Raw genomic sequence first — 26,561 nt, forward strand, 5'->3', positions numbered from 1 at the left:
CATTCTTTTTTAGGTTTACATGGTCAAACTTCTTATCGATTAATCGTAAGTGCGCCTCTTTGTGCTAAAAACTGCTCAATATCGCTTGTTCTAAGCACATTAGCATCGCCTTCTATTGTGTGCTTTAAGGCAAAGCAACCTGTGGCAAAATCAACTACTTTTTGCAGTTGGAAACCGGTAATTAACGAATAAATCATTCCGGCTGAAAAAGCATCACCAGCTCCTACTCGGTCAACAAATTCGACTTCAACTTCTGTTGATTGATAAAATTTATTTCCATCTGAAAGCAAGGCATATAAGCGATTTCGATTAACGGATAAATGTTCTCTAAATGTCATAGCCATATATTTAAAATCAAATTGTTTATGCATTTCGGTGATGATTTCTTGATAATCTTTGACACTTAGTGGCTTTGAATAGGTATCCTTTATATCTGTTCCATTCTTATCAAGTAATTGCAATGGTTCAACACCTAAACATACATCAACATATTGAATTAATTCAGTCATTTTTTCTCGTGCATTCTCAAATGTCCACAAGGAACTTCGATAATTCAAATCACAGCTTGTTGTAATTCCCTTTTCTTTCGCAACCTTTAAAGCCTTTTTAGAAAGGTGGAATAATTCTTCACTTAAAGCGGGTGTAATCCCACTAATATGGAACCAATCCGCACCTTCGAATATCGCATCCAAATCGTATTCGTCCACTTTTGATTGAGCGAAGGCCGAATGATGCCGGTCATAGATGACTTTAGAAGATCGAAGAGAGAATCCTTTTTCCAAGTAATAAACTCCTAGTCGACCATCGCCATACACCATATGATCTGTTGAAACATTATATCGATTTAAATGCTGTTTGGCACTTTCACCAAGTGCATTCGTAGGCAACTTACTAACAAACGAACTAGAGAGTCCAAAATTCGCCAAAGAAATCGCTACGTTTGCTTCTCCTCCACCATATATCACATCAAAAGAGTGAGCTTGTTCAAGCTTTTGGTATACTGGGGCTGACAAACGCAACATAATTTCACCCATTGTCACAACTTTTTTCATTTATTATTCACCCTTTATGGATGCTATTTTATCCATGAATTCACGAGCAACTTTTTCAACAGAGCTGTAATCACCATTTGTTACACCTTTTGTTAAAGCACTACCCATACCAACAGCAAAGGCACCATTGTTGATCCATTTGTCAACATTATCAATGCTTACGCCGCCAGATGGCATCAATTGCGCATGTGGGATTGGGCCTTTCACATCTTTAATAAAACCTGGTCCCATTAAACTACCTGGGAAAAGTTTCACAACATCCGAACCATAAGTAATGGCTTCTAGGATTTCCGTTACAGATCCACATCCTGGTAAGTATGGAACCGCATAACGATTACACATGAGTGAAATTTCTTTATCAAAATGCGGACTAACGATGTAACGCGCTCCATTCATAATGGAGATTCTTGCTGTTTCTGCATCTAAGACTGTACCTGCTCCTACGATCATTTGACTTTCACCTAAACGAGAAAGTTCCGCAATTGCTTCTTCAGCTCCCGGTGTAGAGAAAGTTACTTCAAGAGAGCGAATACCACCTTTGAATGCATGTTTTGAAATTTCAACTGCATCTTCTTTATTTTTTCCACGGATAACGGCAACTGCGTAACCTTTGTGCATTTCACTTAATACTTCAAATTTTTGTAACATCTTGGTCACCTCATCTATTTCGAATAGTAAAACTTCAATTTCTTCATTAAGCACGTTACTGTCTAACAATGAAAAACTTTATATGAAAACACTATTTTCATGTAGAATACTTAAGGACTATCTCGTAATTTAGGATATATAAAATGCGCTAAAATATACGGAGATTCGCTCTATACTTGAAACAGGAGAAGCAAAATCCTTTCTTGCTTATGTAGTTGTTAGGAAGATTTCTTAATGGCTTCGATTAAACCATTAATATAAACAGCTCCTAATGCACGATCATATAATCGGCAACCTGCTCTACCTTCTTCTCTCCAAATCATACGACCATGATCTGGACGGTATGGACCATCGAAGCCATAATCCAGATAGGCTTTGACAATTTCATAAAAGTCTAAAGAGCCCTTTTCAGATAGATGTTCAGTCTCCCAGAATGATTTTTCACCTGTAATCTTCACATTACGTAAGTGAGCAAAGTGAATACGATCTTTTACACCACTGAAATATCATTTCCATTCGGGACACCTCCATATCTGTGTATACTTGTATACTAGCATACGCTAAATGATATTTCAATGGATAAGATAAATTTATTTTCTATAAAGTTATCAATGACTGATCTGAATTTCAGTATCATGAGGTGCGACACAATGAGAATTCTAAAAGGTTATGCGAGAAATTTTAAATAGGGAGAAAATAAAAAAGACCAGTATCCACTGAGTCTATTGGAATACTGGCATCTTATGGGTAAGGTCAAGATAATGTGCATAAACACTATTGGGGTCATATAAATCTCCCCAATGCTTGATCGGTTCAATAATATGTTCTCTAACACTCTCTTCCACTTGGTCTACTTCTTTATTTTCAATAATTTTAACAATATTTTTATGTTGGGCAATCTTGTCAGAAAGATTATGCTCCTTCATCTCAGAAAGGAGCCTGATTCGATTGTAATGTGTACTTAATCGAATAATCGCACCCCAAACATTCTCTCTATTGTTTCCTTGAAAAATAATATGGTGGAAATCGGTGTCTAATTTATGAAATGTTCGTTCCGTTCCTTTTTGCCCTAACAACTCTTCTTGAAGAAAAATATTTCTTTTGAGTTCAAATAACTTTTCCTTAGGAAAAGATTCACAAGACTCCTTTAATACTTCTTTTTCTAAAGTGACACGCATAAATGCAGCTTCTTCAATTAATTGAGATTTAATTTTTGACACATACGTTCCTACTTGAGGAAATACCTCTACTAAGTATTCTTCTCTTAGCTTTGCCATGACCTCTCTTATGGGTGTACGTGAAATCTGCAACGCCTCTGCTAACTCTATTTCACTGATTGTTTGACCTGGTTGTAATTCTAAATACATAATTGCATCCTTGATGACTCTGTAAGAATAATCTTTATTATTTTCTCCAGATAATCTGGCTGACACTGTAAACATGCGCATTACACTCCCAATACTTTACGACATATTAATAGTAATATACTTCTCGGATTGTCTTTATATTCCATTATAGCACCTTGATCCTAATAATAGAATATACTTGTATACAATATTTATTTATGCTTTATCATCATCAAAGAGGATAACTAACATAGATTAGCTATCCTTTTTCTACTTTAACGTTTTAGATGATTCATTTTATTCTTTTCTTTTTTCGGCTAAATCAATCGTAAGTTGATTTGTACGTTCTTTGTTCAGCGGATATAGGAATACTAGAATAAGGAAAATCATCATATAGATGATAGCAGGCACTAAAGTAGCTAGTGCATGAATACCATTAAGTGCTTCTTGTGTTTGCACTGCATGTGTTGAGTTATAGCCAACCGCGGCAATCGCAAAACCACCAACACCACCGGCAATCGCTTGTCCTATTTTACGAGCCATTGAATAGATAGAGTAAACTGTTGCATCTTCTCTTAAACCTGTTAAATATTCATGATAATCGATCACATCTGTTACAAACGCCCAAACAACGATGTTGAAGAAAGCAAAGCCAAACATACCAATAGCAACAATGGCAACAAATTGCATAGCAGTTAAATCTTTTAAGAAGAATAAGATAAGATATACAATAGCTGCTAATGCCATACCTGTTGATGCTACTTCTTTTTTACCAAACTTCGCCACAAGTGGTTTGACTAACGGAATAGCTATGAATACCACTGCCGTTTGTACTAAACCAACTATACTTAATGCTGCTGTATTTCCAAAGTAATCTTTAAATAAATACGTATTAACTGTACTAATTAACATCGTATTTACCATGAAAATGAGTGATCCTACAAGAATCCAAATTAACGGTTTATTCTTTAAAAGACCTTTCAGTGTTTGACCCATATTTGCTTTTACCTTTATCGTTTCAGGTGCCACAATACGTTCAGTCGTTAATTTATAACAACCAATGTAGCAAATAATAGCAAGAACACCAAAGACTACAGCGGTCATAAGCATACGGTTCGCATCAATCTTATTGTCTACAAACACAACTAATGGTCCTACTACAGTAATAATTAAACTGGCCAACATGGCACCCATTGTTCGCCAAGTCGATAAAGTAGTACGTTCAACTGAATCATCGGTAATAACCGACGCCATAGAGCCATAAGGAATATTGACTGTACTATATAACGTTCCCCAGACAATGTAGGTGACAAAAGCCCATGCTAGGTAAAATCCATCTGACATGCCTGGAATCTGTACGAACATTAATACCCCTGTTATGACAAGCGGGAAAGACATTCTTAAAATCCAAGGTTTAAATTTACCATTTTTGGTCGTCTTTCTTGTATCAATGAAACGCCCCCATGTTACATCGGCCACCGCTCCCCATAAGCGTGCTACTAAAAAGAGAACCCCTACTGTAGCTGCACTAATATGAAAAATATCTGTGTAGTAAACCATTAAGAATGCACTTACTAAAATAAAAAAGAAGTCATTCCCAAAATCACCGAACAAATAACCAAATTTATCTCTCATACCAAATTTTCTTGTTTTGGTATTTAACGGTGTTACAGTTTCTGTAACAGTTCGATCAGGTTGTTCCATTTTTCTTTCCTCCAAAATATGATTGATTAGATAATAGCTTTAAATAAAATAATTGCATTCAACCGCTTGAAACGGATCAATGAATATAAAAGAGTTTTCTCTTCTAAACAAGTATTCTAGCATACAAGATTAAAGATTACTAGAAAAAGTAGATTCTATTCTAATGTATTTTTTGGAAATAAATTGACGGGGTCGAAACCCTTTCGAGATATAGAACAAACAGAAATAGTGAGGAATATAAAAAAGACAATTGAACTACCCACCACTTAATTTCTGACGAAATTTGAAGTGGGGGATTCCTGCGAACTCCGTTCTATCGAACAGATATTGAGCAGGCTAACCCCGTCGCACCGACGGTTAGCAGTACAAACGACTAATTTAGCCTCCTGCCAGTCATGCAAACTTGTACGTTGACTCGCCACACGTCCTACTTTAGCTAAGGATTAGCAACTTCGGTACGTGTGGGACGAAAGAACGTTGAAGATTTTACCTAGCAGACGTTTTTCCTGCTAGAACCTCCTATCTTCAGTTTTCAAAGAACAACTTGTACAGGTATATTATACCACGCAAACACATGTTTCACTACGCAAAAAGACGATTCATCTCCCACTTATTTTTGGGCGTTGCCCTTCACAAAATTGAAGTGGGAGTCTTCTCGCCTAAAATGATAAAAACATGTATCTCAGAAAAGGAAAGCTTAGCTGAGATACATGTTTTATTTAAACCTATTATTTATCAAATTCGCCCCGCCGAATTTGCGCCCGGATTTTTATCACGCTTCAGAAAGCCACATCCTGTGGCTTTCGCCTGACTAGGACGTCCTGTCCGTCGTCGAGCTCGCTCGATAAATGACCTTTAAAAAATCCGAGGCATCCGCCGGAGGCTTAACTTCATTCAGTCGGGGTTTGAACCCCCACTGAATCAGAGAGCTTTTTGCATTCATCCCCCACTTACAGAAGTGGAGGAATTCTGCTGAATGAAGTTAAATGTTTATTAACTATTGTTTCTTCTTTCCGCTAAATCAGCTGTAAGCTGATTGATACGTTTTTTACTTAAAGGATAGAAGAAGATTAAGATAATCGCAACTCCAAAATAGATAGAAGCAGGTACTAACGTAGCAAGTGTATAGATTCCGTTAAGCGCTGTTTCTGTTTGCTGATCAAGAGTGGCATTATATCCAACGGCTGCAATTGCCACACCACCGAGTCCGCCGGCAATGGCTTGTCCGATTTTACGTGCCATTGAATAGATAGAATAAACCGTTCCATCTTCTCTTAACCCTGTTAAATATTCATGATAATCGATGACATCTGTTACGAATGCCCAAATGACTAAGTTAAAGAAAGCAAATCCAAACATCCCAACAGTTGTACCAATTAAGAATCCTGCTACACCTATATCTGAGAAGAAGTATAAAAGAAGATAAGCACTACCTGCAAGAAGCATACCGATTGAAGCAACTTCCTTTTTTCCATATTTCGCGACAAGCGGTGTTACTAACGGCATAGCCACAAATACAGAAGCCGACTGAATAATCCCCACAATACTTAATGCAGCAGCATTACTAAAATAATCTTTAAATAAGTATACGTTAACCGCACCAACTAGCATCATATTTACCATGAACATCAATGATGCTAAAAGAATCCAAAGCAATGCTTTATTCTTGACTAGACCTTTCATCGTTTTACCGAATTTTCCTTTTTCATTATTACCTTCTGGTGCAACAACTCGTTCAGTTGTTAATTTATAACACGCAATATAACAAACAATAGCCAACACACCAAAAATAGCAGCGGCCAAAAACATACGATTTGCATCAAGTTTATCGTCAATAAACACAATTAATGGTCCAACAGCATTAATAATTAAAGCTGCCAACATCGATCCCATTGTTCTCCAAGTCGATAAAGTAGTACGCTCAATAGGGTTATCTGTAATAACCGAAGCCATGGAGCCGTATGGAATATTGACTGTAGCATATAATGTTCCCCATACAATATAAGAAACAAATGCCCATGCTAGATAAAATCCATCTGACATGCCTGGAATGGTTACGAACATTAACACACCGCTAATGACAAGCGGAAATGACATCCTTAACACCCAAGGTCTAAATTTACCATTTTTTGTTGATTTTCTTGTATCAATGAAACGTCCCCAGGCGACGTCAGCAAAAGCATCCCATAAACGTGCCACCATAAAGAGCAAACCGACCATTGCTGCATTAATATGAAAAATATCTGTATAGAAAACCATTAAATACGCACTAACTAACATAAAGAAGAAATCGTTTCCAAAATCACCAAATAAATAACCAAGCTTATCTCTTATCCCAAAAGGTCGAACATTTTTTTTGTTATCCTCTGGTGGATTATATTTTAAATCAGGTTGCACCATACTCATTATTTTCTCCTCCTAAAAAGTAAAATTTCATTGCAGTTTACATTTTTCTATTATTTCAAATAACGCTTTCATTTTTAATAAAAGTGAGTTGAACGTGGAAAATGCTCTATTTTATAGCATCTTCATATATCCCCGGTCATAGATTCATGAATCTATTCATTAAACAGTCTGCTAGCACACTTAAAATTCTATTACATCCTAACCCTTGATTTTCACCTCTCTTTGCATTCAAGTATACTAGCATCTTAAAACGCTTTCAGACAACAAGGAATTTTAAAATGTCACAAAATATACATATAAGGCTTTTATAAGCGTCTACTCTCAAACCAATATGTAAATGTTAGTCAATCTATTTTTACTGCTTATGTTTTACTAAGTACATAAAGGTTTGTTCAAGTAAGCCGGTCGACACTTTATTTTTACACAGAAAAAAAGCATGTATCTTAGTTAGAAGCTTTTCTAACATAAGATACATGCTTTTAACATGATTCGTATTGCGGTACAGTCATTAACATCCTTATTTCTTATTTCTTATTTCAGATATATCAGAAGCAAGTTGAGACACTCGTTTTTTATTCAGTGGATAAAGGAAAACTAAAATTAAAAAAATCACGAGATAGATGATCGCTGGAATTAATGTAGCTAATGTATAGATGCCATTAAGTACCTCTTGAGGTTGCTGCGTATCAATCCCTGCTTGATAACCAACAGCAGCAATGGCGAAACCACCGAGACCACCCGCTAAGGCTTGTCCTACTTTACGTGCAAATGAATAAACTGCATATACCGTTCCATCTTCACGTAAACCTGTTAAATACTCATGATAGTCAATAACATCTGTTACAAATGCCCATACAACTAAATTGAAGAAACCAAACCCAAACATAGCAATTGCTGAAAATACCAAGAATAGCGTTACTGAGACATTCGACATGAAATATAGGATAAAATAGAAAGTGGATGCAAGCAACATCCCTCCCGACGCAACCTCTTTTTTACCAAACCTTGCGACAAGAGGCTTTAACAACGGAATAGCAACAAATACGGCGGCTGTTTGAATAAAACCAATAATACTTAGTGCAGTTGTATTACCAAAATAATCCTTAAATAAGTATATGTTTATAGCACCGATAAGCAACATATTCATCATAAATAAAAGAGAGGCTATAAGAATCGTAATTAATGGTTTATTTTTTACTAATCCCTTTGCTGTTGCACCTAAATCACCTTTTTCCCCCTCCTGCTTTTCTTGAAGTTTAATCCGTTCTGTTGATAATCGAACACAGCCCATATAACAAGCAAAAGCAAGAATACTAAATACAATAGCTGTCATTAACATGCGATTTGGATCAATCTGGTTGTCTACAAATATAAGCAGCGGACCAAGTACGTTAATAATTAAACTTGCCAACATCGCCCCCATCGTTCTCCAAGTCGATAAAGCAGTTCGATCAACGGCATCACCAGAAATAACAGAAGCCATGGAACCATAAGGAATATTTACACTCGTGTACAACATTCCCCATAAAATATAGGTTACATACGCATAGGCTAAGTAGAATCCATTCGACATACCTGGAATCTGTACGAACATTAGGGCACTTGAGATAACAAGCGGGATAGACATCCTGAAAATCCAAGGTTTAAATTTACCAATCTTCGTTTGTTTTCTTGAATCAATAAACCGGCCCCAGAATACATCCGTAACGGAGTCCCATAATCGAGCTACTAAAAAGAGGGTCCCTACCTGAGCTGCGCTAATTCCAAAAACATCTGTATAAAATACCATTAGGAATGCGCTTACAAGTATGAACGAAAAATCGTTTCCAAAATCACCTAACAAATAACCGAATTTATCTCTTATACCAAAAGGACGTACATTTTTTTCATTTCCACCTAAATCATTTTGCTTTGGAGTAGGTTGGTCCATACTCATAGTCTATTCCTCCTAAATCTTTGTTCACAAAGCACGATAAAAATTATAATAACCCCTATATCATTCATAAAAATCAAGAGAATTTTACGAGAATGATTATTTTTCTAATTAATCATTCCATTAGCTCCATGGGTGTTATATTTCCCTTATATGGCTGATTTATTAATCTTATCTTATGAAAAACTTTTGTTTATACATCAAATTCGCCCCGCCGAATTTGCGCCCGGAGGCTTAACTTCATGCAGTCGGGGTTTGAACCCCACTGAATCAGAGAGCTTTTTGCATTCATCCCGCACTTACAGAAGTGGAGGACTTCTGTACCTGTCGCAAGCTTTCGGTACAAAAAGCATTTGCTGAATGAAGTTAAACGTTACTGTGATAATGAGCGATAGTACTCTTATTCCCACACCATACTAAAGTACAAAACACTTTCATACAAAATTCATTTTCTATATGTATAATTTTTCTAGGTTTTTACATGAGTATCTAATACAAGGTGGTCAAATTTAGGTTTTCCAAAAGATTTATGAAAAAACAAAAAAACAATGAGCAATTTATGCCATTGTTTTTTTATTTCTAGTTATTGATAATCAGAATATATTCAAATAAAAACCACCAAATGATTATCAATGGTGGAAAACTCCCTCTAACTCGAAATTTTTAATAAGTCTGCCGCTTGATTTTCAGTGATATCTTTAATCATAACCATCTCACTGATCATATTTCTTTGAGCTTGATGGAGCATTTGTTTCTCACTTGAATTAAGTGATTTTGCCTTATTGCGATACAGGAGATCTCGAACGACTTCAGCAGAATCATGTAAATCTCCTGTCTTCATTTTTTCCATATTCAAGCTATATCGTTCTTTCCATGGAAGAGCATCAGTTGGTATATCATGGTGAAAATCAAATAAAATATGACTTAATGTTTCCCGATCCATAATAGAACGAACACCGAATTCAACCATTTTCTTCATTGGAAGCATAATGTCCATGCGACTAATAGGTATGGTAATGACACAATATTCCTGTGCTTTCCCTTGGATTTCCTTCTCCTCTATGGCTTCAATGATCCCTGCACCATGCATAGGATAAAAAATCTTATCGCCGATTTGAAACAAATCATCCACCTCCATATGTACTTACTCTTATATAGTATCACATTAAATATTTTAAATCAAATTTTCTATTTTATCATGAAAAAATATATTGCGTCAAGAATTATTAATCAATATTTCTATCCTTTATTTTACATAAATATTTACCACTAATTACCTTTAATAAGAACACTCTTTCTATATAAAGTACAGTGGAGTATAACTCTCATTACTCTAAAATCAGACTATTACAGTACAAAATTAGTACCTTTTGTCTTCATATTTGATAACTAATGGATTTGTTAATATTTACGCTTAAAAAATATTTGAATTATCTGATATTTTCTGTTATAATTTAAAAAAGGTTAAGGAGTTGATTTCCAATGAAAAAGTATTTTCTAAATGCACCCCAACAACCTGAGGTAACTGATGACTCGAAAATCGCTGAAATGGTGTTAGACAAGGCACTACGTGATTTCCAAAAAGAGCAAATACTAAAGGAAATCGACCTCTCATTACGCGACAGAAACGAAAAAGATTTCTTACGATTAACAGAGAGATTACAGACATATCTTGAATAGTTAAATATAAATATAACACTAAGCCCGGTTTCATTTGAAATTGGGTCTTTTTATGTTTAATGAAGATTCTTGTATAATATATAGGAAAGAAGTCGTGAAATTAGATTTTTGATTATTGCTCTCCTATACTTTGAAACATTTTTGTATAATAAGACGTAATAAATAACTGAAAATATAAAAAGGGAGGTATTTAATGAAATTTCAAAAAGCTGTTTTGGAATATCGACTTCAAAAAGGAAAGGAACACTATGTTCCGATTTATCATTATCCAGAAATTGAGCTGGAACAAATTTTAGCAAGAAGAGAATGCGAGTTTTTCGTTAAAGATGGTGTTACATATAAACAACTTTCTTCTGCGATTGAGGACGATTTATTTATCATTTATCTTGAAATTCACGAAGAAAATCCAATCGAAAAGGAACGGCCTTCCCAGGAAGGAATTGCACTTGAAATACGCGAACTGAATAGCATCAGGGATCACCCTCTCATTACATCTGAACATTTTACCAATCATATAGATGTGTTAAGTATAATCGGGAGCGTCTATACCTACTATAATGGAATGGAATGGGAACGGGATTCGGCAGAGATTGACGAAGACCGCCAAGTGTATATTTTGTACATGACCTCAACAGGCTATCAACTATCAGCACAAGGAGATGAAACCTAGATTGAAGAAGACAGAGAAAATGATGAAAGGTGTCATAGCCGCTGCCCTCGTTTCGTCTTTAACCGCATGTGGACAAAACCGTCCGGCCCAACCGTCCGGAACCGATTGTAATGATTGGGAATGGGATAGCGATACTGGAACGTACTATTGTGATGATCGTACCTCCTCTCGTTCTGGATATTACTACTATGGCGGAGCCTTTTATTCTAATAAAAACGCATTAAGAGGTAGCTCTAATTATCAATCTTATGAAAAATCATTTAAGTCAGGGATCGGAAGCGGTTCAAAAGGTGGTTATGGAGGATAATATGAACCATTTCCGTCATGACCGGCAACAGTTTTTCAAACAGATTGAAGGATTTTGGCATGATTTATTTGGAATAGAATATGCCTTATGGGACGTAAAAATCGAACCACTTACAAATGTCAAACGCATCAGGCAAGCAACCGAAATAATCGGCCATATTCTCTTGAAAACCGCTCCTCTCTTGCGGCAATTGGATGATGAAACATTACTACAACTTGGGTTTCCTTCAGGATCACTTACTTTTATCCGTCTTCAAACGATCCCCTCCTTCGAAAGTGTCATCGCACGCCTTGATTTAGTCGTCACTAAGGAGGATGTGAAACTACTTGAAGTCAATTCCGATACACCCACTTTTATTAAGGAAGCTTTTTCTGTAAATGGTGCCGTTTGCAAAGAATTTGGATGGAACAACCCAAATGAAGGTTGCGAGCAAAAACTTCGGAAGGCCGTTCAAGAAGCTGTTCATACCGCAGCTGATTCTCTTGAAAAACGAAAAAAACCTAATATTGTTTTTACTTCACACACAGAGCATGATGAAGACCGTTTGACAACCCTCTATTTACAAGAATTATATGGCCTGGATAGTCAGTATTTGAGTCTTGATCGACTACAACTTGTGTCTGAACCCATAATCGAGAATGGGGAAGTCATCTTTGAACAGGGACTTTATGATACTAACGGCAAAAAGATTGATGTTTTATACCGACAAACCTATCCAATCGAACATCTCATTGATGATGAGGATCCAGTTACAAAAGAAAAAGTAGGACAGTTGTTAATGAAGTTTGTGGAAGAGAAGGAATTAGCTATTTTAAATCCCCCATCTGCATTTTTGCTGCAATCAAAAGCGGTTATGGCACTTATATGGGGATTGCATGAAACCCAGCATTCTTTTTACACAAAAGAAGAACATGATTGGATTTCTACTTATTTTTTACCTACGTATCTTGATGCGGATTTTTTTCAAAAACAAGGGATTTCTTATGTGAAAAAGCCCTCCTTCGGCCGTGAAGGAGATAGCATTGAAATTTATCAGGCTAGTGGCAAGAAGATCGATGAGGACCGTCATAAAACCTATGAACATTCATTGCCTGTTTTTCAACAATTTATCAAGCTTCCCCAAATGGTCGTTCAAACAGAACAAGGTAAAAAGACTGTTCATTATATGTATGGATGTTTTTACGTGAATGGTCAAGCCAGTGCGATTGGAATTCGAGCAGGAAGACAAATAACCGATAATGAATCATATTTCTTGCCAGTTGGTTTAAAGAAAGAGGAGGAATAATAATGGAGTTTATTTCATCACATAGTTTTTTGAATTTTTTAGCCCATGTGGGGACAGGCTTAGGACTTATTATACTCGGTATTATCGTTTTTGCCCTTACAACCAAATTTTCTGAATGGGAATTGATTAAAGCCGGGAATACAGCGGTTGCTTTAAAGCTATGGGGAAAGGTAATTGGTTTGGGAATTACTCTCTACACCGTTTGGGGTGGAAGCGTCCATTTACTAGATGCCTTTATTTGGGGCTTAATTGGGATTGTTACACAAGTGATTGTCTATTTGATCATCGAATATGTTTTAACGCCGAAAACGAATTTAGCGAAAAAAGTTGAAGAAGGCAATATTGCGGTCGGCTTCAGCCTATTTGCCGCAGGAATTACCGTTGGTTTAGTTGTGGCAGGAAGCTTGACATATTAATGAAAGTAAGAGCCGGATCAAAATTTGATTCGGCTTTTAGTCTATTAAAAAATTCCCAGCATTTCTTAAAACGCCGGGAATTTTCATGTATAAGTACACCATGGAATTGCCTATGTTTTTGTTTAATGCTAGAGTAAATTCAATCATATTTATTTTCCCTAAATAGTTAGATAGTAGATGGTAGTAGATTCATAAACGGATAAAGGTATTGATTTTCTACATATAAGCAAAGGAGTTTTCAAAATGGTTCTTCTTAATTCTATCTTTAAATTAAAACAAAAAAATGAAACAAACTGGCTTCAAGATGCAAGTGAACAAGAGGTCGTATGTTCCATTTCAGACGAAAATATACAAAATCAATTAAACGCTATTGGTCTTACGATTGAGGAAATGAAAAAGGAAGCTTTCGGAACAAACAAAGAACTCCGTTGAATTAACCCGAACATTCACTGAACAAATTACCGAACAAAAAGACAATGTCAGTGTGAGCTTACAAGAAGTCGAAACATTAACAAATGATGGGCAACATAAATCGGCCTTGATGCAAGAGTCCTTTGACCGTATCGTAAAAGCAGCACACGAAAATCTTGTTACCGTTCAAAAAACAGATTCAGAGATTCAAAATCTTGTCACCGTCATCACGGAAATTGGCTCCGCTACACAAAAAATCGTTGAATCAACCGAAAAATTAAATGAAGCTGTCCAGATGGCTTAACTTAAAAAACTTGGATGTGCACACTTCGCACATCCTTTTTATATTAAAAACCTGCTATTTTTAAGTATAAAAAACGAACTTACCATTATCGGTAAGTCCGTTTTGATTTCGTATTTAACCACCAAGAATATGTATTTGGTGGAGACGGAGGGAGTCGAACCCTCGTCCAAGAATATCGACACTTAAGCTTCTACGAGTGTAGTCGATATATTAGCGATTCACTGCATCATATGCCTATCGACGGGCGTCCGGGCAGCTAGTCTGGTTGTTCTCTTCTTTCATCCTCAGACGGTGGAATCCAGCGTAGCCCACTTCATTTGAGTCCCTTACCCTACCACATGGGCGATGGAGGGAGGAACCGCTAAGCGCTATTAAGCAGCTAAAGCGAAGTTGTTTTGTTGTTTGCCAGTTATAGGCTTTGACGTTTTAACGAGGCCGATCCCCTCGACTCGCCACCTAAGCTCGAACTACCCCTGTCGAATCCGTAGCGTCCCCATAATAAGAAAATCGACGATGAATGGAATAGATGTTCACACAAACTTGTATGCTCTATTGTTTTAATCATCTGTACGATTCGCGCTTTATGCGCTGACGTTAGGAATGCTCGAAGGTCGAGCTTGTAAAGATGGTGTCAGTCGCTGCTGACATAAACTTATTATAACATAAATTGTGATGATTTCAATTGTAAGTTACTGGATAACTTTCTAATCCATTTGTGTCAGTCGTTGCTGACATAAACCTATTATAGCATACACTGTGGCAACTTCAATTGTAAGTTACTGGATAACCTTCCAATCCGTTAAATACTACATCTTTTGTCTATCACGAAAGGCACGTTCCATCTCACGTTTCGCTTCTTTTTTCTTTAAGCTTTCACGTTTATCATAGTTCTTTTTCCCTTTTGCTAAACCGATTAATGCTTTAGCAAACCCATTTTTCAAATAGATTTTTAGCGGGATAAGCGCATAACCCACTTCTTTTGTTTCACCAATCAGTTTATCAATTTGCTTTTTATGAAGCAATAGCTTTCTCGTCCGCAATGGATCATGATTATAACGGTTCCCTTGTTCATATGGGCTAATATGCATTCCGACCAAGAATACTTCCCCATTTATAATTCGAGCATAAGAATCCCTCATATTCACTCGACCAGCACGGATGGCTTTAATCTCAGTTCCTTGTAGCACAATCCCTGCTTCATAGGTTTCTTCAATAAAATAGTCATGATTCGCTTTTTTATTTTGCGCAATAACCTTACCTGCACCTTTTGGCATAGAGCTTCCCCACTTTCTATTGCTCTATTTTAACAAAAATTTTCATATCTCACAAATCGGTAGAAAAGGGGATAATATTTCCCCCTTTTCGTGACCAGCCTTCTCCCCTTATTCGATTTTCATGTCCGTTTTTCCTATCTTTATCTGATTCTCGGGCGTTTTGATTTGCTTTTAGCAAAATGTCTTAACGTTTTTTCTTTCGCTTTGCTTTTGGTGCATTTTCAAAGAACTTTTTATTCTTATTTTTCTTCTTTGGCGCTTTACTGCTGTTGCTGCCATTACTATCTTTTTTATTTCGACTATTACGTCTCGAGCTACTTGCTTCTCCGCTCCCTTTACGAGGCTTACGTTCAGAACTGCCTGTTTTGAAAACACGTCCACCTTCATTTGGATCACGTCTGCGTGTACCTTTCATGCCAACAATTTCAAAATCAATGGATCTTTCATCCTTGTTTACGTTGACAACTCGAACTGTGATTTCATCGCCAATTCGGTACACATTACCTGTACGTTCCCCAATCATTGCTAAATGACGCTCATCAAAACGATAATAATCATCTGTCATATAGCTCACATGAACAAGGCCTTCAATCGTATTCGGAAGCTCAACAAACATACCGAAATTGGTAACCGAACCAATAATTCCATCATATTCTTCGCCAATTTTATCTTCCATATATTCAGCTTTCTTCAATTCATCCGTTTCCCGTTCAGCATCAACAGAGCGACGTTCCATTTTGGAAGAATGATCCGCAATATCTCGGAGCATCGCATCCCACTTTTCTCTTGTTGCATGATCTAATTTTCCTTCGATTAAATACGTTCGGATCAAACGGTGAACAATTAAATCCGGATAACGACGAATCGGCGATGTAAAATGGGTATAAAATTCAGTCGATAACCCGAAATGGCCAAGATTTTCCGGATCATATTTAGCTTGTTGCATCGAGCGAAGCATCACCGTTGAAATGACCATTCCTTCCGGTTTCCCCTGTACATCTTCAATAATTTCCTGAAGAGCACGAGGATGAACAGAATTAGCCGTTCCTTTTACGATATAACCAAAGTTTGTTATAAACTCAAAGAACCGTCGTAGTTTATCTTCTTTCGGATCATCATGAATTCGGTAAATAAACGGAACATCAAGCCAGTGAAAATGTTCAGCAATCGTTTCATTAGCTGCAAGCATAAATTCCTCAATTAATTTCTCACCGACCGATCTTTCCCTTAGAACAACATCTGTTGGTTTTCCCTCTTCATCTACCAATACTTTCGCTTCTTTAAAATCAAAATCAATGGCACCACGGTGTTTCCGCTTCGCCGTTAATATTTGTGCGAGCTCTCCCATCAATTGAAACATAGGAACAAGCGGCTCATAACGTTTCATCAGTTCTTCGTCTTGATCAGTTAGAATACGGTTCACATCAGAATACGTCATCCGCTCCGTTGTTTTAATCACGCTTTGAAAAATTTCATGATTAACCACTTCACCATCCGAATCAATCTCCATCTCACAAGAAAGTGTTAACCGATCTACCTTTGGATTTAAGGAACAAATCCCGTTTGATAGTCTATGCGGAATCATTGGAATAACCCGGTCCACTAAATACACGCTCGTCGCTCGATCAGCCGCTTCACGATCGATAGGTGAACCTTCTGTTACATAATAGCTCACATCGGCGATATGTACACCCAACTTGTAATTTCCATTCTCAAGCTTAGTAACAGTAACAGCATCATCCAAATCTTTTGCATCCGCTCCATCAATCGTTACAATTGTTTCATTTCGTAAGTCACGACGGTTTTGAATCTCACTGTCGTCAATCGTATCAGGCGTTTCATTGGCTTGCTGTAGAACTTCTTCAGGAAATTCTTGTGGTAGCCCATGTTTATGAATGACAGAAAGAATATCAACACCAGGATCATTTTTATGACCAAGGATTTCGATAACTTCTCCTTCTGCACTCATTCTTCCTTCAGGATAGGTTGTTAACTTCACAACCACTTTATGACCTTCTACGGCACCATTTGAATCCGCCTTCGGTATAAAAATATCACCAGCGAATTTCTTTTCATCTGGAATCACAAAGCCGAAACTCTTACTCTCCGTATAAGTACCAACAATTTGTTGAATCCCTCTTTCAAGAATCCTTACAACGGCACCTTCTCGCCGTTGTCCTGAGCTTTCTGATGAAACACGTGCAAGCACAGTGTCTCCATGCAGCGCATTATTTGTTTCATTCGGTGGAATAAATATATCATCCATCCCAGGTTCATCTGGAATGACAAAGGCAAATCCCTTCGCATGTCCTGTAAGCTTTCCACGAATAAGACTCATTTTTTCTGGTAGTCCATAACGATTGCTTCTCGTACGAACGACCAAACCTTTTTCTTCCATTTGCACAAGAGCTTTGACAAAATCTTTAAATTCTGCAGAATCTTCTACCCCTAACGCTTCCTCTAATTCTTGAACCGTTAACGGTTTATACGCCTCATCTTTCATATAATGCAATAGTCGATTAATATGTTGCTGAATAATTTCATCCATTATATCGCCTCCTTTTAGACAATCATTAGTAAATCATTTGAGTATTGTTAATGAATAGTAAACTTTTTTATGGGCTAGACAGATAGTACCCTACTTACTCTTCCCAATCTAGTTTTTCTAAAAATTGATATACGTCTTCATGCAGCATATCCTTTTCCTTATCTAGTGTAATCGCATGCCCTGATTCTTCATACCACTTTAACTCTTTTTCAAGAGATTCCGCATTATTATATATAATATTCGCACTATCTGTATTTATCATATGGTCATGACGAGCTTGGACAATAAATAATGGCGCGTATATCATATCAATATGATCACGAACATCAGCAATTAAATCCTGCAATGCCTTCAATGTTATCATCGGTGTTTTTTGAAAATCAATCATTTCTTGCTGTATTTGATCCTCTGTTTTTCCTTCTAACTGTTTATATCCACGAGCATACTCAAGAATTCCTTTATACATGACTTCTTCACTTTTAATATGGGCGGGTGCACACATCGGAACAATTCCCTTTATAGGTACAGTGTATCCTAATTTCAAGGAAAATACCCCACCAAGTGATAGTCCCGCAACCGCAATTTCTTTATGACCTTTCTGTTTTAAAAGTTCATATCCTTCCATGGCGTTTTCCCACCAATCTTCAGGTCCACTTAGAACAAGTTCCTCCGGTGGAACTCCATGACCTTTAAACAGTGGTGCATGGCATGTATAACCCCTCTTTTCAAGGAAACGAGCAAGCATCCGTACATCAGCTGTATTGCCTGTAAATCCATGCAATAACAAGACAGCTCTCTTCCCATCTCCAAATGTAAAAGGCTTCGGCGCAACCATTTTCATCATAAAAAACTCCTTCTCTTTTTATCAAATTCGCCCCGCCGAATTTGCGCCCGGATTTTTATCGAGCTTGCTCGATAAATTACCTTTAAAAAATCCGAGGCATCCGCCGGAGGCTTAACTTCATTCAGCCGGGGTTTGAACCCCCACTGAATCAGAGAGCTTTTTGCATTCATCCCCCACTTACAGAAGTGGAGGACTTCTGCTGAATGAAGTTAAACAAACGTTTCATTGATATTATTAGTTTTAGCAAAACATAAAGGAACATGCCATTATTTAGTCTTACGACACTATTCCCAAGAACAGTAAAAAGCCTGACCAATTGGTCAGGCTTTTTACTGTATTAAACAAAATATGCTACTGCAATCGCTAAAACAAAAAATAGAACCCCTAAAACAACCGTAATCCGATGGAGAACTAAGTCTAGTCCACGAGCCTTTTGTTTCCCAAATAATTGTTCAGCGCCCCCAGAAATCGCCCCTGATAAACCAGCACTTTTTCCTGATTGAAGAAGGACAACAACAATAAGACTAATCGATACAATGACAAGTAATGTAAGTAAGATCGTATGCAACATATATAAGAATCCTCCTGAAAACGCACTTTTACAATATTTCTATTTTATCATATTACCCGATTTGATCCAAATAGTTTCATGCATTTTTTTATTCTTCTTTCCCCATATCTTTTACCTTGAAGTTTTTCTTAATGAGCTCTTGCTCTTCTTCAATAGTTAGGAGTCCTGTTGCTTCTCCTATTGTTCCATTTTGAAGTCTCCAGATGGCATTATGATCTCTATCTGCTTGTGAAAAATCGGCTTCCTTCCAACGATTAAGAATGTCCAAATATAAATCTGCCTGTTCATATTGGTTAGCGTTAACAACTTCTAGTAATCTTTCAACACGCTCAAGGGTTAATGGGGTAAACCCCCATTTATCTTCTGCTCTAATTTTTTGATGACTCATATTATGAATAATCTGCTGCACCTGTTCTTCACTTATATCCTTAGGTAATTCTGCTTCAATCGACTCAGTTCTTTCCTCTTGTATTTCAATAAAAGTTCCACCGTCAGGTTGACCTTCAGAAGTTGGTTGATTTTTTTCCGTGACAGTTACCGTTTGTTTATTCGATAGATTAAATGCCACAAAGACAATGAAAATACCAATAACTACTAGTAGAATTGTTACTATTTTCTTTTTCATATCCCACATTTTCTCCAATCTATCGTAATCATATAGAAAAATCTGTATATCCATTATACCTTTTGTTTCAAACTCTATCAATTTATACGACTTTATAATCATTGACTTTTTCCTTCGGTATAAAGGTACCAGGAAGCATCAATAGACCCGAGTAGAATGGAGAAACCCACCACCACTTCAACCCTTCTGTAAAACAAAAAAACCTTCTATATATGTAGAAGATCACATATATAGAAGGCTATAGATAATAACTTTTGTATAACTTTATTTAAGGCTCATCGCCTAAAGCATATTATTTTTTCAAGTTATAGAAAGATTTCAACCCATCGTATACCGCTAATTCACCAAGTTCGTCTTCAATGCGAAGAAGTTGGTTGTATTTCGCAATACGGTCTGTACGAGACATAGAACCTGTTTTGATTTGGCCAGCGTTTGTTGCAACAGCGATGTCTGCAATTGTAGCATCTTCTGTTTCACCAGAACGGTGAGAAACAACTGCTGTATAGCCAGCACGTTTTGCCATTTCAATGGCATCAAACGTTTCCGTTAATGTACCGATTTGGTTTACTTTAATAAGAATTGAGTTAGAGATTCCTTTTTCAATCCCTTCAGCTAACTTCTTCGTATTTGTTACAAATAGATCGTCCCCAACAAGTTGAACTTTTTGACCAATGCGATCTGTTAATAACTTGTGGCCTTCCCAGTCGTTTTCATCTAAGCCATCTTCAATTGAAATGATTGGGAATTCATTACAAAGCTCTTCATAAAAATTAACCATTTCTTCTGAAGATAATCCTGTGCGTCCTTCACCAGCAAGATCATATTTGCCTGTTTCTTTGTTATAGAACTCAGAAGACGCAACGTCCATTCCTAAGTAGATGTCTTTTCCTGCTTCATAACCAGCTGCTGAAATCGCTTCGATAATCACTTCTAACGCTTCACGGTTTGAACCAAGGTTTGGAGCAAATCCACCTTCGTCACCCACTGCTGTATTTAAACCTTTTCCAGATAATACTTTTTTCAATGAATGGAAGACTTCTGCACCCATACGGATCGCTTCTTTAAAAGAAGGAGCTCCAACTGGAAGAATCATGAATTCTTGGAAGTCTACATTGTTATCAGCATGAGATCCACCATTAATAATATTCATCATTGGTGTTGGAAGTTGCTTCGCATTGGTTCCACCAAGGTAACGATATAATGGAAGACCTACAGATTCTGCTGCTGCATGTGCACAAGCCATAGATACACCAAGAATCGCATTAGCACCTAATTTTCCTTTGTTTTCTGTTCCATCAAGTTCGATCATGGTACGGTCGATACCCACTTGATCTGTAACATCTATACCAAGAATTTCTTCAGCGATCACTTCATTTACATTTTCAACTGCTTTTAATACACCTTTACCAAGGTAACGGGATTTGTCGCCGTCACGAAGTTCAACAGCTTCATGTTCACCAGTAGATGCACCAGATGGAACAATAGCACGTCCAAAGAATCCTGATTCTGTTAAAACTTCTACTTCTACTGTTGGATTTCCACGGGAATCAAGAACTTCACGAGCATAAACATGTTGGATATTTGGCATTTAAAATCTCTCCTTTAATATGGTTCGTTTTATTATTTTTTAAAATGAAATCAAATCTCTATACAGGTTTCTGGCCTGTAACACCCTATTCAATAACGTCTTAACACTAGCTGCTTTCCGACACCAAACATCATTTAATCAACGATGTTCCAGTCATTTCAGCAGGTTTCTCAACACCTAGTAAATCAAGTATTGTTGGTGCAAGATCGCCTAGAATCCCACCTTCACGAAGGTCTACACCTTCTTTTGTTACAATAACAGGAACCGGATTAGTTGTATGAGCCGTCATCGGATTTCCTTCACTCGTAATGACTTCATCTGCATTACCATGGTCTGCTGTGATAATCGCTTTCCCACCTTTTGCATGAATCGCATCAACAATTTTCCCTAAACATTCGTCGACCGTTTCGATTGCTTTAATCGTTGGTTCAAGCATTCCCGAATGTCCAACCATATCAGGGTTAGCAAAGTTTAAGAGAATCGCATCAAAGTTATCTGCTTCGATTTCTTTTAACAGAGCATCCGTTACTTCATATGCACTCATTTCAGGTTGTAAATCGTAAGTCGCAACCTTCGGTGAATTAATTAAAATTCGTTCTTCACCAGGGAATTTCTCTTCACGTCCACCACTCATAAAGAATGTAACATGTGGATACTTCTCTGTTTCAGCAATCCGTAATTGTTTTAAATTGTTTTGTGCTAATACTTCACCAATCGTATTATCCAAATTGCTCGGTTCAAAGGCAACATAGCCATCAACCGATTCACTGAAATGCGTTAAGCATACAAAGTGTAACGGTTTCGGATGCTTTGCTCCTCTATCAAAAGAACGAAAATCTTCATTTGTAAAGGTATTAGAAATTTGAATAGCCCGGTCGGGACGGAAATTATAGAAAATAACTGCATCGTTATCTTGGATCGTTGCTACAGGCTCACCATTTTCCTTTGTCATAACAGACGGAATGACGAACTCATCAAAAATGCCATGTTCATAGCTATCGTTCACTAATTCTAGTGGATCAGAATAGGTCGGACCTTCTCCATACACCATTGCCCGGTAGCATTTTTCAACTCGATCCCAACGCTTGTCACGATCCATTGAATAGTAGCGACCCGAAATGGTTGCGAACTCTCCAACACCGTATTCTGTCATTTTTTCCTGTGTTTCCTTAATAAAAGATGCAGCTGTTTTTTGTCCGACATCACGACCATCTAAAAAGCCATGAACATATACTTTCTTCAAACCATTCTCAGCTGCAAGACGCAATAGAGCAAACATATGGTTTATATGGCTATGTACCCCGCCATTTGAAAGTAATCCAAATAAATGAAGGCCGGAGTCATGTTTTTTGGCATGGTTAATGGCATTTAAGAAGGTTTCATTTTGTTCAAAATGACCTTCACGAATCGCAATATTTACTCTTGTTAAGCTTTGATAAACAATACGACCCGCACCAATATTTAAATGTCCGACTTCTGAATTTCCCATTTGGCCTTCTGGTAGACCAACTGCTTCTCCAGACGCTGTTAAATGGCTGTGAGGAAATTGTTTCCATAAACGATCAAAATTTGGTTTGTTCGATTGAGCAACGGCATTTCCTTTTTGTTCATCTCGACACCCAAATCCATCTAAAATAATTAACGCAACTGGTGCTTTACTCACTTTTTCCCGCCTCCAATAGTTGAAGGAATGAGACGGCTTCAAGGCTTGCGCCACCGACTAATGCTCCGTCGATATCAGATTCTGCCATATATTCCTTAATATTTGCTGGTTTTACACTTCCACCATACTGGATTCGAACCTCTTCTGCAACGTCTATTGAGAATTGTTCTGCCACAACAGAACGAATATGAGCACATACAACATTCGCATCTTTTGCTGTAGAAGACTTTCCTGTTCCAATTGCCCAGATTGGTTCATAAGCAATCACCACTTGTTTCACTTGCTCAGGAGAAAGACCTGCTAGAGCCTTTTGAACTTGTCCTGCAACAAACTCATTTGTGATCCCACTTTCACGTTGTTCTAATGTCTCACCTACACAAACAATTGGAACTAAATGATGATTAAATGCCGTTACTATTTTTTTATTAACAGCTTCATCTGTTTCATTAAACATCTCACGGCGTTCTGAATGCCCAAGAATCACATACTTTACACCAAGAGCTTCTAATGCAACCGCACTAATTTCTCCTGTAAAAGCACCGCTCTCCTCAAAATGCATATTTTGAGCACCAATTTCAACATCAGATTCTTTTGCAATCGAAACTAAGCTTTCTAAAAACAATGCAGGAGCACAAACAACTGATTCTATTTTATCCTTTGAGGGTACTGAACTTTTAACTTGTTCCATAAAGGTGTTTGCCTCCGAGAGTACCTTAAACATTTTCCAGTTTCCTGCAATAATTGGTTTTCGCATACGTACACACCCTTTCAGACTTCGACAAATTGTCTATTACTTGTCATTAAGAGCTACAACACCTGGAAGCTCTTTTCCTTCCATAAACTCTAATGAAGCACCGCCACCCGTAGAAATATGACTCATCTGATCGGCTAGATTAAACTTTTCAACGGCTGCAGCGGAATCACCGCCACCAATGATTGAATATGTATCTTTTGCATGTGCTAAGCTTTCTGCAACGGCTTTCGTTCCATTCGCAAATGCTTCAAATTCGAAAACGCCCATTGGACCATTCCAAATGACAAGCTTTGATTTTTGAATCACATCACGATAAAGTTCAGCTGTTTTTGGACCAATATCAAGCGCTTGCCAATCAGCTGGAATCTCTTCCATAGAAACTACCTTTGTATTGGCATCTTGAGCAAATTGATCAGCAACAATCCCATCAATTGGCATATAGAAATTAACACCTTTTTCTTTCGCCTTTTCAATAAACGACTTGGCTAAATCAATTTTATCTTCTTCCAATAATGACTTACCGATTTCATGTCCTTGAGCTTTAATGAATGTATAAGCCAAGCCACCACCGATAATAAGATTATCTACTTTTTCTAATAGATTATCGATTACATCAATCTTATCTTTTACTTTTGCTCCACCAATAATGGCTGTGAATGGACGCTCTGGATTGGAAAGTGCTTTCCCGATTACGTCTAATTCTTTATCCATTAAGAAACCTGAAACAGCTGGAATATGATGAGCAATTCCTTCTGTTGAAGCATGTGCACGGTGTGCTGCCCCAAATGCATCATTGATATATATATCAGCTAATTCGGAGAAGGCTTTTGCTAATTCAGGATCATTTTTCTCTTCTCCTGGGTAGAAACGAACATTTTCAAGAAGGAGAACATCACCCTCATTCATATCTGAAACGAGTGCTTTGACAGCGTCTCCATAGGATTCATCAGCTTTTTTTACACTTTTACCAAGTAACTCTGACAGTCGAGTGGCTACTGGAGTTAGACGTAGTTCTTCAACCACTTTTCCTTTTGGTCGACCAAGGTGACTAGCCAAGATTACTTTTGCCCCTTGTTCTTGTAAATATTGAATGGTTGGAAGAGCCGCACGAATACGAGTCTCATCTGTTATTTTTCCATCTTGCATCGGTACGTTAAAGTCGACACGACAAAAAACTCTTTTCCCTTTTAAATCGACATCTCTTACGCTTTTTTTGTTCAACGTAAAGGTCCTCCTTTAAGATCAAAGTTTAGAGTAACTATCTGTTATGCTGTGTGAGAAAGCAAGGCCTTTAATAGGATTATGTAAAGTTAGTCTATCTTACAAGATATTTAATCATACGTAGCTCGACTCTTTTCCCCATAAGAAAAAGGAGTAGGGAATGTTCCCTGCTCCCCTCTACCCTTTATCATTATAGACGTTCGCTAAGAAATTTTCCAATAATTATATTGGCGCGAACATTTATTTATTGACTAGATTAAAGACCTTTTTGAGCAATATAATCGACTAAGTCTACAACGCGTGTAGAATAACCAATTTCATTATCATACCAAGAAATAACTTTTACCATATTACCTTCCATTACCATTGTGGAAAGTGCATCAACAGAAGAAGAATGTGGATCTCCGTTATAATCTTTTGATACAAGCGGTTCTTCAGTGTATTGTAACACTCCTTTTAAATCACCTTCAGCTGCTGCTTTTAGTGCTGCGTTTACTTCTTCAGCTGTCACATCTTTATCAAGCTCTGCAACAAGGTCAACTAAAGAAACGTTTGGAGTTGGTACACGTACAGCCATACCGTTTAATTTCCCTTTTAATTCAGGTAGTACTAGAGCTACTGCTTTTGCTGCACCAGTTGTTGTTGGGATCATGTTTTCAGCAGCTGCACGTGCACGGCGATAGTCTTTATGTGGTAAATCTAAAATTTGTTGGTCATTTGTATATGAGTGAATAGTTGTCATCATCCCGCGCTTAATTCCAAATTGATCATTTAATACTTTTGCAAATGGAGCTAAACAGTTTGTTGTACAAGATGCATTAGAAAGCACATGGTGATTAGCTGGATCGTATTGATCGTGGTTTACGCCCATAACAATTGTAATGTCTTCTTCTGATGCTGGAGCAGAAATAATAACTTTTTTCGCTCCTGCTTCAATGTGTTTCGCTGCATCTACACGTTTTGTGAAGCGACCAGTTGATTCAATAACTACTTCAACACCAAGTTCTCCCCAACCAATATTTGCTGGATCGCGCTCAGCTTTAACCATAATTTCTTTTCCATTTACAACTAATGTATTACCACTTACAGATACTTCTGCATTTATTCTTCCATGTACAGAATCATATTTCAAAAGATGTGCTAACATATTTGCATCTGTTAAGTCATTTACTGCCACTATTTCAATATTTGAATTATTCAATGCTGCACGTAAAACATTACGTCCAATTCGTCCAAAACCGTTTATACCAACTTTTACTGTCATTTTTAAGTTCCTCCTTTAAAATGTAAGGATTATTTCTTTAAAAAATT

Annotated in this window: 24 protein-coding genes, 1 other RNA gene and 1 pseudogene; 7 read left to right on the forward strand and 19 right to left on the reverse strand. The window is 37.2% G+C overall.

Annotated features, from left to right (window positions below; translation table 11 throughout):
- Window positions 1-32: 32 nt before the first annotated feature.
- The 8 genes and pseudogenes from JMM81_RS11955 to JMM81_RS11990 all read right to left on the reverse strand — a co-directional run bounded on the left by JMM81_RS11955 (window position 33) and on the right by JMM81_RS11990 (window position 10,227).
- Window positions 33-1,052, reverse strand: a complete 1,020-nt coding sequence (locus JMM81_RS11955; protein WP_256241810.1) for a sugar kinase — start codon at window positions 1,050-1,052, stop codon at window positions 33-35.
- A gap of 3 nt (window positions 1,053-1,055) precedes the next feature.
- Window positions 1,056-1,700 (reverse strand): bifunctional 2-keto-4-hydroxyglutarate aldolase/2-keto-3-deoxy-6-phosphogluconate aldolase, encoded by a 645-nt coding sequence (locus tag JMM81_RS11960; RefSeq protein ID WP_256241811.1) that lies wholly within the window; start codon window positions 1,698-1,700, stop codon window positions 1,056-1,058.
- Between the two features lie 218 nt (window positions 1,701-1,918).
- Window positions 1,919-2,203 (reverse strand): annotated as a pseudogene (locus tag JMM81_RS11965) (mannonate dehydratase); the annotation flags it as partial.
- Window positions 2,204-2,422: 219 nt separating this feature from the next.
- Window positions 2,423-3,142, reverse strand: a complete 720-nt coding sequence (locus JMM81_RS11970; protein WP_256241813.1) for a GntR family transcriptional regulator — start codon at window positions 3,140-3,142, stop codon at window positions 2,423-2,425.
- A 201-nt stretch (window positions 3,143-3,343) separates the two neighbouring features.
- Window positions 3,344-4,750 (reverse strand): MFS transporter, encoded by a 1,407-nt coding sequence (locus tag JMM81_RS11975; RefSeq protein ID WP_256241814.1) that lies wholly within the window; start codon window positions 4,748-4,750, stop codon window positions 3,344-3,346.
- A gap of 993 nt (window positions 4,751-5,743) precedes the next feature.
- Complete coding sequence (locus JMM81_RS11980) at window positions 5,744-7,156, reverse strand: MFS transporter (RefSeq protein ID WP_375162377.1); 1,413 nt, start codon at window positions 7,154-7,156, stop codon at window positions 5,744-5,746.
- Between the two features lie 517 nt (window positions 7,157-7,673).
- Entirely contained in the window at window positions 7,674-9,092 is a 1,419-nt protein-coding gene (locus JMM81_RS11985) for an MFS transporter (protein ID WP_375162378.1), read from the reverse strand.
- A gap of 646 nt (window positions 9,093-9,738) precedes the next feature.
- Entirely contained in the window at window positions 9,739-10,227 is a 489-nt protein-coding gene (locus JMM81_RS11990) for a CarD family transcriptional regulator (protein WP_256241815.1), read from the reverse strand.
- Window positions 10,228-10,571: 344 nt separating this feature from the next.
- On the opposite strand from JMM81_RS11990, the gene JMM81_RS11995 reads away from it, so the two are divergent.
- The 7 genes from JMM81_RS11995 to JMM81_RS12025 all read left to right on the forward strand — a co-directional run bounded on the left by JMM81_RS11995 (window position 10,572) and on the right by JMM81_RS12025 (window position 14,162).
- Window positions 10,572-10,769 carry an IDEAL domain-containing protein gene (locus tag JMM81_RS11995; protein WP_256241816.1) on the forward strand — a complete coding sequence of 66 codons (198 nt, stop codon included), beginning with the start codon at window positions 10,572-10,574 and terminating at the stop codon, window positions 10,767-10,769.
- A 193-nt stretch (window positions 10,770-10,962) separates the two neighbouring features.
- A complete protein-coding gene (locus tag JMM81_RS12000; RefSeq protein ID WP_256241817.1) occupies window positions 10,963-11,439 on the forward strand; it encodes a hypothetical protein in 477 nt (158 codons plus the stop codon).
- Between the two features lies 1 nt (window position 11,440).
- Window positions 11,441-11,746, forward strand: a complete 306-nt coding sequence (locus JMM81_RS12005) for a hypothetical protein (protein ID WP_256241818.1) — start codon at window positions 11,441-11,443, stop codon at window positions 11,744-11,746.
- Window positions 11,736-13,031 carry a glutathionylspermidine synthase family protein gene (locus JMM81_RS12010; protein ID WP_256241819.1) on the forward strand — a complete coding sequence of 432 codons (1,296 nt, stop codon included), beginning with the start codon at window positions 11,736-11,738 and terminating at the stop codon, window positions 13,029-13,031. Before JMM81_RS12005 ends, JMM81_RS12010 begins: the two co-directional genes overlap by 11 nt.
- A 2-nt stretch (window positions 13,032-13,033) precedes the next feature.
- A complete protein-coding gene (locus JMM81_RS12015; RefSeq protein WP_256241820.1) occupies window positions 13,034-13,447 on the forward strand; it encodes a DUF350 domain-containing protein in 414 nt (137 codons plus the stop codon).
- A gap of 243 nt (window positions 13,448-13,690) precedes the next feature.
- Complete coding sequence (locus tag JMM81_RS12020) at window positions 13,691-13,879, forward strand: hypothetical protein (RefSeq protein WP_256241821.1); 189 nt, start codon at window positions 13,691-13,693, stop codon at window positions 13,877-13,879.
- A gap of 52 nt (window positions 13,880-13,931) precedes the next feature.
- Window positions 13,932-14,162, forward strand: a complete 231-nt coding sequence (locus JMM81_RS12025; RefSeq protein ID WP_256241822.1) for a hypothetical protein — start codon at window positions 13,932-13,934, stop codon at window positions 14,160-14,162.
- A 136-nt stretch (window positions 14,163-14,298) separates the two neighbouring features.
- Here JMM81_RS12025 and ssrA read toward each other — a convergent pair.
- From ssrA to gap, 11 genes are all read right to left on the reverse strand, one after another.
- Window positions 14,299-14,657, reverse strand: a transfer-messenger RNA (tmRNA) gene (gene ssrA, locus JMM81_RS12030).
- A gap of 311 nt (window positions 14,658-14,968) precedes the next feature.
- The gene (gene smpB, locus JMM81_RS12035) at window positions 14,969-15,436 is read right to left on the reverse strand and encodes an SsrA-binding protein SmpB (RefSeq protein WP_256241823.1); all 468 of its coding nucleotides are present in this window, start codon (window positions 15,434-15,436) and stop codon (window positions 14,969-14,971) included.
- 184 nt (window positions 15,437-15,620) lie between these two features.
- Window positions 15,621-17,984: a ribonuclease R gene (rnr, locus tag JMM81_RS12040; protein WP_256241824.1), complete on the reverse strand. Its 2,364-nt coding sequence runs from the start codon at window positions 17,982-17,984 to the stop codon at window positions 15,621-15,623.
- A gap of 94 nt (window positions 17,985-18,078) precedes the next feature.
- Window positions 18,079-18,825, reverse strand: a complete 747-nt coding sequence (locus tag JMM81_RS12045; RefSeq protein WP_256241876.1) for an alpha/beta hydrolase — start codon at window positions 18,823-18,825, stop codon at window positions 18,079-18,081.
- Window positions 18,826-19,165: 340 nt separating this feature from the next.
- Window positions 19,166-19,396, reverse strand: coding sequence for a preprotein translocase subunit SecG (secG, locus tag JMM81_RS12050; protein ID WP_256241877.1), 231 nt, complete (start codon window positions 19,394-19,396; stop codon window positions 19,166-19,168).
- Window positions 19,397-19,487: 91 nt separating this feature from the next.
- On the reverse strand, window positions 19,488-20,024 hold the full coding sequence (locus JMM81_RS12055) for a DUF6241 domain-containing protein (protein ID WP_256241825.1): 537 nt from the start codon (window positions 20,022-20,024) through the stop codon (window positions 19,488-19,490).
- A 292-nt stretch (window positions 20,025-20,316) separates the two neighbouring features.
- Window positions 20,317-21,612 carry a phosphopyruvate hydratase gene (gene eno, locus JMM81_RS12060; RefSeq protein WP_256241826.1) on the reverse strand — a complete coding sequence of 432 codons (1,296 nt, stop codon included), beginning with the start codon at window positions 21,610-21,612 and terminating at the stop codon, window positions 20,317-20,319.
- A gap of 130 nt (window positions 21,613-21,742) precedes the next feature.
- Window positions 21,743-23,275 (reverse strand): 2,3-bisphosphoglycerate-independent phosphoglycerate mutase, encoded by a 1,533-nt coding sequence (gene gpmI / locus JMM81_RS12065; RefSeq protein WP_256241827.1) that lies wholly within the window; start codon window positions 23,273-23,275, stop codon window positions 21,743-21,745.
- A complete protein-coding gene (tpiA, locus tag JMM81_RS12070; protein ID WP_256241828.1) occupies window positions 23,268-24,029 on the reverse strand; it encodes a triose-phosphate isomerase in 762 nt (253 codons plus the stop codon). Before tpiA ends, gpmI begins: the two co-directional genes overlap by 8 nt.
- Window positions 24,030-24,065: 36 nt before the next feature.
- The gene (locus JMM81_RS12075; RefSeq protein ID WP_256241829.1) at window positions 24,066-25,250 is read right to left on the reverse strand and encodes a phosphoglycerate kinase; all 1,185 of its coding nucleotides are present in this window, start codon (window positions 25,248-25,250) and stop codon (window positions 24,066-24,068) included.
- A 256-nt stretch (window positions 25,251-25,506) separates the two neighbouring features.
- A complete protein-coding gene (gap, locus tag JMM81_RS12080; RefSeq protein ID WP_256241830.1) occupies window positions 25,507-26,514 on the reverse strand; it encodes a type I glyceraldehyde-3-phosphate dehydrogenase in 1,008 nt (335 codons plus the stop codon).
- Window positions 26,515-26,561 lie beyond the last annotated feature (47 nt).

Origin of the sequence: Bacillus sp. V3B (genome assembly GCF_024494465.1) — a bacterium.
Classification (GTDB): domain Bacteria; phylum Bacillota; class Bacilli; order Bacillales; family Cytobacillaceae; genus Bacillus_BD.

Excerpts from the sequence above, each read along its gene's own strand:
- JMM81_RS11955 (WP_256241810.1), bottom strand. The coding sequence starts at position 1,052 with ATGAAAAAAGTTGTGACAATGGGTGAAATTATGTTGCGTTTGTCAGCC.
- JMM81_RS11960 (WP_256241811.1), bottom strand. The coding sequence starts at position 1,700 with ATGTTACAAAAATTTGAAGTATTAAGTGAAATGCACAAAGGTTACGCA.
- JMM81_RS11970 (WP_256241813.1), bottom strand. The coding sequence starts at position 3,142 with ATGTTTACAGTGTCAGCCAGATTATCTGGAGAAAATAATAAAGATTAT.
- JMM81_RS11975 (WP_256241814.1), bottom strand. The coding sequence starts at position 4,750 with ATGGAACAACCTGATCGAACTGTTACAGAAACTGTAACACCGTTAAAT.
- JMM81_RS11980 (WP_375162377.1), bottom strand. The coding sequence starts at position 7,156 with ATGAGTATGGTGCAACCTGATTTAAAATATAATCCACCAGAGGATAAC.
- JMM81_RS11985 (WP_375162378.1), bottom strand. The coding sequence starts at position 9,092 with ATGAGTATGGACCAACCTACTCCAAAGCAAAATGATTTAGGTGGAAAT.
- JMM81_RS11990 (WP_256241815.1), bottom strand. The coding sequence starts at position 10,227 with ATGGAGGTGGATGATTTGTTTCAAATCGGCGATAAGATTTTTTATCCT.
- JMM81_RS11995 (WP_256241816.1), top strand. The coding sequence starts at position 10,572 with ATGAAAAAGTATTTTCTAAATGCACCCCAACAACCTGAGGTAACTGAT.
- JMM81_RS12000 (WP_256241817.1), top strand. The coding sequence starts at position 10,963 with ATGAAATTTCAAAAAGCTGTTTTGGAATATCGACTTCAAAAAGGAAAG.
- JMM81_RS12010 (WP_256241819.1), top strand. The coding sequence starts at position 11,736 with ATGGAGGATAATATGAACCATTTCCGTCATGACCGGCAACAGTTTTTC.
- JMM81_RS12015 (WP_256241820.1), top strand. The coding sequence starts at position 13,034 with ATGGAGTTTATTTCATCACATAGTTTTTTGAATTTTTTAGCCCATGTG.
- JMM81_RS12020 (WP_256241821.1), top strand. The coding sequence starts at position 13,691 with ATGGTTCTTCTTAATTCTATCTTTAAATTAAAACAAAAAAATGAAACA.
- smpB (WP_256241823.1), bottom strand. The coding sequence starts at position 15,436 with ATGCCAAAAGGTGCAGGTAAGGTTATTGCGCAAAATAAAAAAGCGAAT.
- rnr (WP_256241824.1), bottom strand. The coding sequence starts at position 17,984 with ATGGATGAAATTATTCAGCAACATATTAATCGACTATTGCATTATATG.
- JMM81_RS12045 (WP_256241876.1), bottom strand. The coding sequence starts at position 18,825 with ATGAAAATGGTTGCGCCGAAGCCTTTTACATTTGGAGATGGGAAGAGA.
- JMM81_RS12055 (WP_256241825.1), bottom strand. The coding sequence starts at position 20,024 with ATGAAAAAGAAAATAGTAACAATTCTACTAGTAGTTATTGGTATTTTC.
- eno (WP_256241826.1), bottom strand. The coding sequence starts at position 21,612 with ATGCCAAATATCCAACATGTTTATGCTCGTGAAGTTCTTGATTCCCGT.
- tpiA (WP_256241828.1), bottom strand. The coding sequence starts at position 24,029 with ATGCGAAAACCAATTATTGCAGGAAACTGGAAAATGTTTAAGGTACTC.
- gap (WP_256241830.1), bottom strand. The coding sequence starts at position 26,514 with ATGACAGTAAAAGTTGGTATAAACGGTTTTGGACGAATTGGACGTAAT.